The following is an 11336-nucleotide window of genomic DNA, read 5'->3' on the forward strand; positions in this document are numbered from 1 at the left end:
CGATCGCCCACTAGTCCCGATCAGGCGTGGCGACCTATGACGTCGTGCGGCGACCGCCGCGGCGAGCGCCGCGGGACGTGACGGGTCGCCACGAACCTGTCCACAACCGGCAGGTTCGTCCACAGGGCGGTGGGGATGTCGGTGGCGGGCGGCGTACGGCGGCAGTCTCGGACGCATGGATCGCCTCGACCACGTGCCTCCGGATCCGGCCGGGCTCCTGCACCGGTCGGCGTTGCTGGGCGCAGGCCTCGCCGTCGACGAGATCGACCGCCTCGTCCGCGCCCGCGTGCTCGTCCCGGTCCGGCGGGGCTCCTACCGGCTCGGTGACGACGAACCGCGCTCGCCGGTGCATGCCCACCTGCTCCGAGCCCGGGCCACGGCGCCGCACCTCGCTCCCGGCTCGGTCCTCGGCCATGTCACCGCGGCCCTCGTCCTCGGGCTCCCGGTCTGGAACCTGCCTCTCGACCGGGTGCACGCCGTACGGGAACGCAGTACCGGTGGCGGCCGGAACCGCCACGGCACCTCCGTGCACCGGGCTCCGCTACCGGACGACGACGTCCGCGAGCTCGACGGTCTGCTGGTCACCTCGCCGGCCCGGACACTCGTCGACCTGGCTCGGACGGTGCCCGCCGAGCAGGCGCTGGTGACGGTCGATGCGGCCCTGCACCAGCACGTCCGGCTGCGGCCACGGTCCGAGCGCCCGCCGCCCGGCGCGACCACGGTCGACGAGCTGACCGAGGTGCTCTCCCGGTTCGGCGGACGCGTCGGTACCCCCGCGGCACGGCGTGTCGTCGCGCTGGCAGACGCCCGCTCCGAGAGCCCCGGTGAGTCGCGTAGCCGGTTCCGGATGTACCTCGCGAGCCTCCCGGACCCGGCCACCCAGTGGGAGGTTCCAGGTCTGCCGTTCCGCGCCGACTTCGCCTGGCCGGAGCACGGAGTGGTCGGGGAGTTCGACGGCCGGATCAAGTACGGCCGCCCACTGCGGCCCGGTCAGGATCTCGGTGAGGTGCTCTGGGAGGAGAAGCGGCGGGAGGACCTCATCCGTTCCACGGGCCTGACCGTCGTGCGATGGGTCTGGTCCGACCTCGCCGACGGCAGCATGGTCGCCCGCCTCGCCCACAGTCTCGGAACCGCACGGCACCCCGTCGCGTCGCGTGGCGCCCCGTGCGACGGTCGCCGGGCGACGTGACCGGTCGCCACGCCTACGAGGGTCAGTTCTTGAAGATGACCCAGCGCAGCATGACGAAGTTGATCGCGGTGGCGGTGCCCTGCGCGACCAGCCAGGCGAGGCTGGTGTCGTAGGTCAGCGGCGGCAGCAGGTGCAGGACCAAGGAGTTCACACCGACGTTCACGGCGAAGGTCGTGCCGTAGAGGGCCACGAAGCCGGCGAACCTCGCGCGGCCGCCGGTGTTCGCGCCGGTGAAGGTGAACCGCTTGTTGAGCAGGTACGCCGTCGTCGTACCGAGGATGAAGCTGATGCCCTTCGCGAACGGCACCCACAGGCCCGCGTTCAGGAGCAGGTGGTAGACGCCGAAGTCGACGATCGCGGAGAGCACACCGATCGCGACGAAGCTGCCCAGCTGGCGGACGAGGCCGAGGCGCGGGGCCGGGCCGTCGGCCGGACCGGTGGCCGGGGGCTCGGCCCGGGTGGGCTCGGTGGCGGTCACCCACCGAGGGTAGCGGCGCACGCCGCAACGACCGCGTCGACCCACCGGAGCGCAGGCCGTGCCCCTCGGAGCTGCCGATCCGTTCTCGACCGTGGACAAGACAATGCACTTTGCAGTACAAAGTTAGTGACAGAGCAAACCAGTTGGCAGTGGAGGAACCATGCAGGACCGGACGGACACCGACGTCGACGACCAGCCGCCGCGCTCACCCGCCGACGCGCTCGCGATCATCGAGCGTGAGCAGGCCCGGCAGATCCCGCCGTACTGGATCTTCTATCTGATCTGGGGCGCGGCCTGGGCGGTCATCGGGCTCGCCTGGTTCGCGAACGGGACCGGCGCGGTCACCGCGGCCACCGCGGGCGTCCTCACGGGGCTGGCGATCGCCGGGGGGTCGATCGCCAGCGGTCTGGTCGGCGCCCGGATGGGACGCGGCGTCACCGGGCCGAGCCAGCTCCACGGCGCCCTCTACGGCTGGGTGTGGCCGGTGGCGATGATCGGGGTCGTCGCGCTGGCGGTCGGTCTGGGCCGGCTCGGGGCGCCGGTCGGGTTCGCCATGCCCGCGCTGTTCGTGTTCGTCACCGGCGGCCTGTTCGCGGTCGGGGCCGCGGTCTGGCGCAACATCCCGGATTACGCGCTCGGGCTCGGCCTGCTGGTGCTCGGCGCGGCGCTGCCGTTCGTCCCGGCGCCGTGGCACGCGCTGACACTGGCGGTCGTCGGCGGTGGCGCCCTGGTCGCCACCGGGCTGTGGACACGGGCGCGGGCGGTCCGGTGACCGAGCTCGACCCCGTCATCCACGCCCAGGCCCGGCTGCGGGTCACCGCCACCCTCGCCGCCCTCGACGACGGCGACCGCATGACCTTCCCTCGGCTGCAGGAGCTGCTCGGCATGACCGCGGGCAACCTGTCCACCCACCTGCGCAAGCTGGAGGACGCGGGCTACGTCGCGATCACCAAGACCCACCAGCGGCGCACCCCGGTGACCTTCGTCGAACTGACGAGAACGGGCAGGCGGGCCTTCGAGGACTACACGGCCGCGCTGCGGGCGCTGCTCGACCCGGCGGCCGACCCGTCGGAGGTGCCGTCGTGACCGCACCGGTGGAGCTGCACGGGGTGACCCGCCGCTACGGCGACACCGTCGCCCTCGACGACGTCGACCTCGTCCTGGAGCCCGGCAGCCTGACCGGCCTGCTCGGACCGAACGGGGCGGGCAAGTCGACGCTGGTCAACCTCGTGTCCGGGCTGCGCCGACCGGGCACCGGCACGGTGCGGCTGTTCGGCGGGAACCCGCGTGACGCGGCGACCCGGGTCGCGCTGGGCACCACCCCGCAGCAGACCGGGCTGCCCGACACACTGCGCGTCGGGGAGATCGTCCGGTTCGTCGGCGCCCACTTCCCCGACCCGGTCGGGGCCGGTGAGCTGCTGGGGCGCTTCGGCCTCGACGGGCTGGAACGACGCCAGGCGGGCGGGCTGTCCGGCGGCCAGAAGCGTCGCCTCGCGCTCGCGCTCGCGTTCATCGGCCGTCCTCGGCTGGTGCTGCTCGACGAGCCGACGACCGGCCTGGACGTCGAGGGCCGCCGCGCCCTGTGGGACACCGTGCGCGCGTTCCACGCCGGCGGCGGGACGGTGCTGCTGACCACCCACTACCTCGACGAGATCGAGTCGCTGGCCGAGCGCGTCGTCGTCCTGGCGGGCGGGCGGATCCGCGCCGACGGCGACGTCGACGCCGTCCGCGGAGCCGTCCGGGTGGGGCGGGTGTCCTTCCGCGCGGCGACCCTTCCCGACCTGCCCGGCGTCGAGCGGACCGAGCGCGACGGCGACCACGTCACCCTGCACACCGCCGACGCCGACGAGCTGGTCCGCACCCTCGTCCGGCACGACGTGCCCTTCACCGGCCTGTCGGTGTCCCGGGCGTCGCTGGAGGACGCGTTCCTGACCCTGACCGGAGGCCCGTCGTGAGCATCGCCGCAGCGCACGCCCGCTACCTGATCCTGGAGCAGCTGCGGATCCCCGTCGCGGTGCTGTCCACCGCGCTGTTCCCGGCCCTGACCCTGTGCTTCTTCGTGCTGCCGTTCGACTGGGGCGACGACCCGGCCGCCGCGACCCGCGCGGTCGCCCAGCTCGCACTCTTCGGGGTGCTCAGCGGGTTCCTGTTCACCTTCGGCGTGGGCGTGGCCGACGACCGGGAGAAGCCGTGGGACCCGTACTTGCGAACGTTGCCGGCGCCGCCGTCGGCCCGGGTCCTGGGGCGACTCGCGGTCGGGGCGCTGTTCGCGCTGCTCGGGATGCTGCCGGTGGTCGTGCTGGGGGCACTGCTCACGCCGGCGTACGTGGAACCGGCGCGGCTGCCGTTCGCGTTCGTGACGCTCCTGGTGGCCGGGCTGCCGTTCCTGTTCGGCGGGCTCGCGATCGGCTACTCGCTGCCGACCAAGGCAGCGCTGCCGGTGACCCAGCTGGCGTTCTTCCCGATGGCCTTCGGTGGCGGGCTGCTGCTGCCGCCGGAGCTGTTCCCCGGCTGGCTGGCCCGCGCGACCGAGGTGCTGCCGACCCGCGGGGCGCGTGACCTGCTGCTCTGGTCGCTCGGCGGGCCGGTCCCGAGTGGTCTGGCGCTGGGCGCGTTCGCGGCGTGGACGGTCGGGCTGGCACTGCTGGTGGGCTGGGCGTACCGCCGCGACGAGGGGCGCCGCTTCCGGTGAGCCCCGGGGCCGGCGCTCAGAAGTGGCGGCCGGCGAAGGTGTAGCGGGTCCGCACCGTGACCGAACCGGCGGCCGTCCGGCCGTAGACGCGGAAGTGCGGGCGGCCGTGGACGGCGCGGCTGGGCATCTTCGAGCGGACCGAGCCGTACTGGGAGACGAGGCCGTCGACGTCGGCGGTGGCGTTCTCCGGGACCAACAGCCGGGCCGACCCGGCGCCGAGCTCCAGCTCCACCTCGACGACGGGCATGGGCAGCTGCGCGTCGCAGAAGTCCAGCAGGACCGCGCCGAGCGAGGTCTGCACCCGCAGCCGGGCCGGGACCGCCCAGTCGCCGCGGCGCTTGACCCCGCCGACGCCGCCGCGCAGCACCGTGGGCGGGCCGACCGGGGTGGCCAGGACGTCCGCGGACAGGTCCAGCGGGTCCCCGGGCAGGTCGGACAGCACGGGGAGCAGCTCGGAGCCGAACCGGGCGCCGTAGACGACCGACAGCCGCTCCTGCAGCTCCTCGACCGAGATGCGGCCCTCGGCCATCGCACGGTTGAGCCGCGTCGCGGCGCGCTCGCGGTCGGCGTCGGAGATCCTGATCTCCCGGCCCTCTCCGGGTAGCCGCGCACCGGTCACCCCACCAGGGTAAACACCTATCCGACGGGTGCGGCGTCCGGCAGCCGGAACAGCCACACCCCGCCGTCGAACCGGCCGGGGTCGCCGGTGACCCGCCGGGTCCAGGTCAGCGCACGGGCCTCGTCGCCGCCGGCGAACCCGGGGACGAACGCGACGGCGGTGATCCCCAGGTCGCGCAGCTCGCGGTGGGCGGCGGCGGTGTAGTCGTCGCTGGGGTCGTTCTTGCCGTCGGCGACCCACTGCGCCCCGATCTGGTACCGGTTCCAACGGGACTGGATCGCGACGTCGTCCTCGGGATCGGAGGCGATGAAGTAGCCGCCGCGGATGCGGAACGCGGGGCCGGAGGCGGCCTGCCAGCGCAGGCCCTGCGCACCGTCGTCCCAGGCCGCGGTGATCCGCGGGTAGATCTCGACGACGTCGGCCGGGCCCAGCGGCGCCGCCCCGCCCGCGAAGAAGGCGGGCACCGGCGCGGGCCGGACCTCCTGGGCGTCGGCGGGCAGCCAGGACACCACCGCCAGCGCGGTCAGGGCGACGGCACCGACCGCCGTCGCCGGGGTGTCGAGCGGCATCCGGTCCACCCACAGCGCGACGACGACGGCGACGCACAGCGCCGTCACCACCTGGATCCGGACCGGCTCGACCTCCGACAGCAACGGGACCTCGGCGAACCCGAGCCAGGGCAGCGGGATCCCCGTGTAGTCGCCCAGCAGCACGACACTCGTGCCGAGCGAGGCGACCCAGGACAGGAACCCGACCGCGGCGACGACCCGCAGCGTCGTCGACCGGACGACCAGCACCGCGACGACGACCAGCGCCAGCACGGCGACGCCGACGTAGCCGCCCTGTTCGCCGATGTGGCCGCCGAGTTCGGTGCCCGCGCCGTCGGGCACCGCCCGGACGGCGGTCAGCCGCGTCGGGACGAGCAGGTTCGCCAGGTCCGCGCCGGTGGCGTGCACGTTGCGGATCGCGCCGCGTGGGCGGTTCGGCCCGGCCAGCACCAGGTACAGCGGATAGGCGCCGAGCACCACGAACACCCCGACGCAGGCCAGGCCGGCCCGGACCAGCCCCGGCAGGTGCGCGCGGACCCGGCGGGGGAACCGCAGCGCGAGCACCACCGCGGTGACGACCAGGAAGATCACGCCGATGGCGAGGGTCTGGGTGTAGAGGACGAGCTGCCCGACCAGCGCGAGTCCGGTCAGCGCCCCCACGAGCCACGGGCGACGCAGCGGGCCGCGCGCGAACAGGTGGTGCGCGACGAGCAGCAGCAGCGGCGGCAGCAGCGACCACGTGAGGTTGAGGTGCCCGGCGATCGCGTGCGCCAGATGGAACGGGGAGAACGCGTACAGCGCACCGGCGATCCCGCGGGCGACCCAGCCGCGGGTGCCCGCGCCGACGTACGGGCCGAGCGCGGCGACCAGGACCAGTCCGGACACGACCGGGCCGAGGACCAGCCCGACGTTGAACGCGGTCACCGAGCCCGCGACCAGGGTCACCGGGGCGAGCGCCAGTGCCAGCAGCGGCACCGCGGTGTTCCACAGCGCGTTGAGCCCGTACGGCCAGTGCATCCAGTCGGTGACCAGCGGGTTCTCCCCGTGCGTCACGGCGAACGGGAACCGGTGGAGCCACCAGGCGAACATGTCGGCGTCGGCGGTGACGTGCCCGATCAGCAGACCGCCCGGGTCGGCGAGCACCCGGCGCTGCAGCCACAGCGAGACCAGCAGGTAGCCGAGCCCGAGCAGCACGTACAGCCCCGCGGTCGCGCCCCGGCGCCGTGCCGGGGGCAGCGGGAGGCGGACCTGCCGCTCGTCGAGCACCCGCCCAGGGTCGCACCCGTCGTCGTCGGTGGCCCTCGCTACCCTGGCGACGATGACGGACACGACCGTTCCCAGCAGCACCAGGACCGACGCCCCGGCGCGACGGACCGCCTCCCTGCACGGCTGGGGACGGACCGCGCCGACGGTCGCCCAGCTCGTCACCCCGCGCGACGCCGAGGACGTGGCCGAGGCCGTCCGCACGGCGGGCGAGCGCGGCGTGATCGCCCGCGGGCTCGGCCGGTCCTACGGCGACCCGGCGCAGAACGCGGGCGGTGTCGTCCTCGACATGCCGGGCCTGAGCCGGATCCACGCCATCGACCCGGACACCGGCGTCGCGGACGTGGACGCGGGCGTCAGCCTGGACCAGCTCATGCGCGCCGCGCTGCCGCTCGGGCTGTGGGTCCCGGTGCTGCCGGGCACCCGCCAGGTCACCATCGGCGGGGCGATCGGCGCCGACGTGCACGGCAAGAACCACCACACCAAGGGCAGCTTCGGCAACCACGTCGAGTGGCTGCAGCTCGTGACCGCGGACGGCTCGGTCCGCGAGCTGACCCCGTCCGGGCCGGACTCGGAGCTGTTCTGGGCGACCGTCGGCGGGATGGGCCTGACCGGCGTCATCGTGCGGGCCAGGGTGCGGCTGCACCGGACCGAGTCGGCGTACTTCGTGGTCGACACCGACCGCACCGACGACCTCGACGGCCTGCTGGAGCTGCTCACCGACGGCTCGGACGACACCTACGGCTACTCGGCCGCCTGGTTCGACACCACCGCGACCGGCGCCCGGATGGGCCGGTCGGTGCTGACCCGCGGCTCGCTCGCGACCGTCGACCAGCTCCCCGCGAAGCTGCGGTCCGAGCCGCTGAAGTTCGACGCGCCGCAGCTGCTGACCTTCCCGGACGTCTTCCCGAACGGGCTGGCCAACAAGTTGTCGCTGACGGCGTTCTCCGAGCTGTGGTTCCGCAAGGCACCGAAGCGCCAGCGCGGCTCGGTGCAGAACATCACGGCCTTCTACCAGGTGCTCGACGTCTTCGGGGACTGGAACCGGGTCTACGGCTCGAAGGGCTTCCTGCAGTACCAGTTCGTCGTCCCGATGGGGGCGGAGACCGAGCTGCGCCGGATCCTGGAGAAGATCGCGGCGTCGCCGCACAAGTCCGGGCTGAACGTGTTCAAGCGCTTCGGCGCGGGCAACGGCGCACCGCTGTCGTTCCCGACGAAGGGTTGGACGATCACCGTCGACTTCCCGATCGCGAACGGGCTGTCCCGGTTCTGCACGGAGCTCGACGAGATGGTGCTGGCCGCCGGCGGGCGGCTGTACCTGGCGAAGGAGTCGCGCACGTCGCCGGAGGCCTTCGCCGCCGGCTACCCGCGGTTCGCCGAGTGGAAGGCGATCCGCGACGGCGTCGACCCGGCCGGCGTCTTCGCCTCCGACATGTCCCGCCGCCTCGCACTGACCCTCTGACGTCCGGAGCCCGCACCATCATGATCGACGCAGTCGGCAATCCGCAGAGCATCCTGCTCCTCGGCGGCACCTCCGAGATCGGCCTGGCCACCGTGCGCGCGTTCGCCGCGGACCGCCCGTTGCGGATCGTGCTCGCCGCCCGCCCCGGCCCCCGGCTCGACGCCGCCCGCGCCGAGCTCGAGGCGCTCGGGTGCGGCGTGGAGACCATCGAGTTCGACGCCACGCGCATCGAGACCCACCCCGAGGTCGTGAAGAAGGCCTTCGCGGGCGGGGACATCGACGTCGCCGTCGTCGCGTTCGGGCTGCTCGGCGACAACGAGAAGGCCTGGACCGACGTCGACCACGCCGTCGAGCTGGCGCAGGTCAACTACACCGCGACCGTCTCCACCGGGGTCGCGCTGGCGGAGAGGTTCCGCGAGCAGGGCCACGGCTCGCTCGTCGCGATCTCCTCGGTCGCCGGGGAGCGGGCCCGCCGCTCGAACTTCGTCTACGGCTCCACCAAGGCCGGGATGGACGCGTTCTACACCGGGCTGACCGAGGCGCTGCGCGAGTTCGGCGTGACCGTGACGATCGTCCGGCCCGGCTTCGTGCACTCGAAGATGACCGAGGGCCTCGACGCCGCACCGCTCGCGACCACCCCGCAGGCCGTCGCCGACGTCATCGTCGACGCGGTGCGGACGGGCAAGGAGCTGGTGTGGGCACCGGCGCCGATGCGCTTCGTGATGAGCGCCCTGCGCCACGTGCCCCGGCCGATCTTCCGCAGACTCCCGATCTGATCCGGGGGGCGGCCTACCAGCCGTCGACGTGCAGGACGGTGTCGAGCGGCTGGCGCTTCGCGGGCTTGAACGTGTCGCCGGTGTAGTACGCGACCGGCAGCAGGACGCCCTGCCGCACGTTCTCCGGGATGCCCAGCAGCTCGGCGATCTCCTTCTCGTACTGCAGGTGCAGCGTCGTCCAGGCGCTGCCCAGGCCGCGGGCGCGCAGCGCGAGCTGCAGGCTCCACGCGGCCGGGAGGAGCGACCCCCACATCCCGGCCTGGTTCGACGCCGGCAGCTCGGCCTTCGCGTTCATCGCGCCGATGACCAGCACCGGGACCTCCCCCATCCGGTCCGCGAGGTACTGCGCGCTGTCCGCGACGCGGAGCTGGGTGGCGTCGCGGTCGGCGTCGCCGTGGGAGCGGGTCGTCGGGTACTGCGAGGAGTTCCGGTAGGCGGTGAACGCCTTCCGGTAGTACTCGCCGACGGCCTTGCGCTTCTCGGCGTCGGTGAGCACCAGCCAGTGCCAGCCCTGCTGGTTGGAGCCGCTCGGGGCCTGCAGAGCGACCTCGAGGCTCTCCCGGACCACCTCCAGCGGGACCGGACGCTCCAGGTCCAGGCGCTTGCGGACCGATCGGGTGGTGGTGAGCAGCTCGTCGGGCCCGAGGGGCAGCACATCGCTCATGCCCTGCACGCTACGGCGCCGCCGGTCTCCTCGCGATGATCACCGCGCGCTCCCCCGCGCCCGCCTCGCACGTGAGGCGTCCCGCGGACCGCTGCGCACGGGTCGCGGCCAGACGCGGGTCGGCCCAGGTGGGGACACCGCCGTAGGGGCCGCGGGTCAGCCCGTCGGAGCCCTCCCGGACGATCTCGAACCCGGCGTCGACGAGGATCTCCCGGATCCGCAGGTGCCCGCGCGGGACGCGGGGCGGCACCCAGCGGGCACCGGCCAGCTCCCGGCCGCGGCCCTCGGCGTCGGCGGCGACGACGAGTGCGCGCCCGCCCGGCTCGAGCGCCCGGAACCAGCCGCCCGGACCGAGGTCACCGGCCAGCGCCGCGTCGGGGAGCCGGTCGAGCACCTCCACCGCGGTCAGCGACGCGACCGGCCCCGGCAGGGCATCCGGGGTCAGGTGCACGGGGCATCCCGGCGCGCCCGCACGCATCGCCCCGGCCTCGTCCTCCGAGCCGGCCAGCCCCGAGACCGGGCCGAGCCGGGCCAGCCCGGCGAGCAGGACCCCGCCGGCACCCGCGACGTCGAGGTAGGGGCCGCGGCCCAGGTGGTGGCGGGCCAGGCGCAGGTACCAGTGCAGTGCGGCCCGCTCCGGCGGTGTGGCACCGGCGGGCTCGGGCAGGTCGGCGAGGGGCGGGGTCGTGGGGATCATCGGTCCATCGCGTCGGTGGGCGGGACCCGTCCTGGTCGCGACGGGCGGGCCCGTCCATTGTCACCGACGCGGCGGGCCGCGGTGTCCGGGCACCTGCGTCACGTCCCGGGCACCGGGATGCGGCGGCACCGGACCACTCCCCCGGTGCGTGGACCACCGCAGGGCGGGCACCGCCGGTCTCCCCGTCCCGCGGGACCGGATCCCGCGCGGGTCGGCGGACGCGACCGTGCCCCCGGACCATGGTGCTGGTCCGGGGGCACGGCCGTGTCACCCGCTCCCCAGCGGAGTCTCAGGCCCCGTGAGCCGGCTTCTTCCGGCGGCGACGGGCCGCGGCGGCACCGGAGGCGGCGACGATCGGTGTCGCGGCGCTGGCGTGTGCGTCGTCGCGACGACGGCCGGCCCGCCCGCAGTTCTCGGCGCCGGTCCGCGTGCCGGGCAGCGCCGACGCGGAGCGCAGCGCCCGCGGTGCCGGGACGACACCGCGGTCGTCGGCGAGACCGCGGGCCGCGATGTGCAGCGACCGCAGCCGCTCCATCCGGTCGACACCGGTGGTGGTGCCGGTGCCCTCGACGACCGGGGTGAACAGGTCCCCGCCGGTGCCGGCGCCGCCGCTGCGCATCCGGGCGACGGCGACGAGGTCGGCGGACAGGTCGCTGTGCCCGGCGCCGTCGAAGTCGGCGGCGCGGGCCGCGGCCAGGCGCTCGAGCACCCAGCGGGCCGAACCGGCCGGGGCCGGGACGTCGATCTCGGCCGCGGCGGGCACGTCGGCGGGATCGGCCTCAGGGCGTCGCGGTGCCCGGGTGGGCAGCGCGGGCGCCGGGACGACGATCGGGTCGGTAGGGGCCGGCTCGGACGCCGGGGCGGTGGGCTCGGGCTCGGCGACCGGCGCGGACGGGGCCGCGACGGGCGGGACGACCGGCATGGCGGCGGTCCGCGCGTCGTCGGCCG

The 11336-nt window shown here is 74.5% G+C and carries 12 protein-coding genes and 1 pseudogene; 7 read left to right on the forward strand and 6 right to left on the reverse strand.

Going from position 1 to position 11336, the window contains the following annotated elements; genetic code table 11:
* Window positions 1–175 precede the first annotated feature (175 nt).
* Window positions 176–1189: a hypothetical protein gene (locus NH602_RS04300; RefSeq protein ID WP_253067065.1), complete on the forward strand. Its 1014-nt coding sequence runs from the start codon at window positions 176–178 to the stop codon at window positions 1187–1189.
* A gap of 22 nt (window positions 1190–1211) precedes the next feature.
* On the opposite strand, the gene NH602_RS04305 is transcribed toward NH602_RS04300, so the two are convergent.
* Window positions 1212–1667, reverse strand: a complete 456-nt coding sequence (locus tag NH602_RS04305) for a GtrA family protein (RefSeq protein ID WP_179761409.1) — start codon at window positions 1665–1667, stop codon at window positions 1212–1214.
* Between the two features lie 160 nt (window positions 1668–1827).
* Here NH602_RS04305 and NH602_RS04310 point away from each other — a divergent pair, with 160 nt between their 5' ends.
* From NH602_RS04310 to NH602_RS04325, 4 genes are read left to right on the forward strand one after another with little or no spacing between them, the layout of a single operon-like run.
* Window positions 1828–2439, forward strand: a complete 612-nt coding sequence (locus tag NH602_RS04310; protein WP_073573812.1) for a hypothetical protein — start codon at window positions 1828–1830, stop codon at window positions 2437–2439.
* Entirely contained in the window at window positions 2436–2753 is a 318-nt protein-coding gene (locus NH602_RS04315) for a transcriptional regulator (protein ID WP_073573850.1), read from the forward strand. The genes NH602_RS04310 and NH602_RS04315 overlap by 4 nt, the downstream gene beginning before the upstream one ends.
* Window positions 2750–3622, forward strand: coding sequence for an ABC transporter ATP-binding protein (locus tag NH602_RS04320; protein WP_073573811.1), 873 nt, complete (start codon window positions 2750–2752; stop codon window positions 3620–3622). Before NH602_RS04315 ends, NH602_RS04320 begins: the two co-directional genes overlap by 4 nt.
* Window positions 3619–4359, forward strand: coding sequence for an ABC transporter permease (locus NH602_RS04325; RefSeq protein WP_073573810.1), 741 nt, complete (start codon window positions 3619–3621; stop codon window positions 4357–4359). Before NH602_RS04320 ends, NH602_RS04325 begins: the two co-directional genes overlap by 4 nt.
* 16 nt (window positions 4360–4375) lie before the next feature.
* Here the strand turns inward: NH602_RS04325 and NH602_RS04330 are convergent, their stop codons facing one another.
* Complete coding sequence (locus NH602_RS04330; RefSeq protein WP_062399264.1) at window positions 4376–4978, reverse strand: DUF1707 domain-containing protein; 603 nt, start codon at window positions 4976–4978, stop codon at window positions 4376–4378.
* A 17-nt stretch (window positions 4979–4995) separates the two neighbouring features.
* On the reverse strand, window positions 4996–6792 hold the full coding sequence (locus NH602_RS31790; protein WP_253067066.1) for a hypothetical protein: 1797 nt from the start codon (window positions 6790–6792) through the stop codon (window positions 4996–4998).
* Between the two features lie 52 nt (window positions 6793–6844).
* Between NH602_RS31790 and NH602_RS04340 the strand changes: the two genes are divergently transcribed.
* Together NH602_RS04340 and NH602_RS04345 are read left to right on the forward strand one after the other, a co-directional pair.
* Window positions 6845–8251, forward strand: coding sequence for an FAD-binding oxidoreductase (locus tag NH602_RS04340; protein WP_253067067.1), 1407 nt, complete (start codon window positions 6845–6847; stop codon window positions 8249–8251).
* A 20-nt stretch (window positions 8252–8271) separates the two neighbouring features.
* A complete protein-coding gene (locus NH602_RS04345) occupies window positions 8272–9027 on the forward strand; it encodes a decaprenylphospho-beta-D-erythro-pentofuranosid-2-ulose 2-reductase (RefSeq protein ID WP_073573807.1) in 756 nt (251 codons plus the stop codon).
* Window positions 9028–9040: 13 nt separating this feature from the next.
* On the opposite strand, the gene NH602_RS04350 is transcribed toward NH602_RS04345, so the two are convergent.
* The 3 genes and pseudogenes from NH602_RS04350 to NH602_RS04360 all read right to left on the reverse strand — a co-directional run.
* Window positions 9041–9691, reverse strand: coding sequence for a nitroreductase family protein (locus NH602_RS04350; protein WP_062404007.1), 651 nt, complete (start codon window positions 9689–9691; stop codon window positions 9041–9043).
* Between the two features lie 10 nt (window positions 9692–9701).
* Window positions 9702–10388 carry a hypothetical protein gene (locus tag NH602_RS04355; protein ID WP_073573806.1) on the reverse strand — a complete coding sequence of 229 codons (687 nt, stop codon included), beginning with the start codon at window positions 10386–10388 and terminating at the stop codon, window positions 9702–9704.
* A 289-nt stretch (window positions 10389–10677) separates the two neighbouring features.
* A pseudogene (locus NH602_RS04360) lies at window positions 10678–11336 on the reverse strand (hypothetical protein); the annotation flags it as partial.

The organism is Pseudonocardia sp. McavD-2-B (assembly GCF_024124365.1).
Classification (GTDB): domain Bacteria; phylum Actinomycetota; class Actinomycetes; order Mycobacteriales; family Pseudonocardiaceae; genus Pseudonocardia; species Pseudonocardia alni.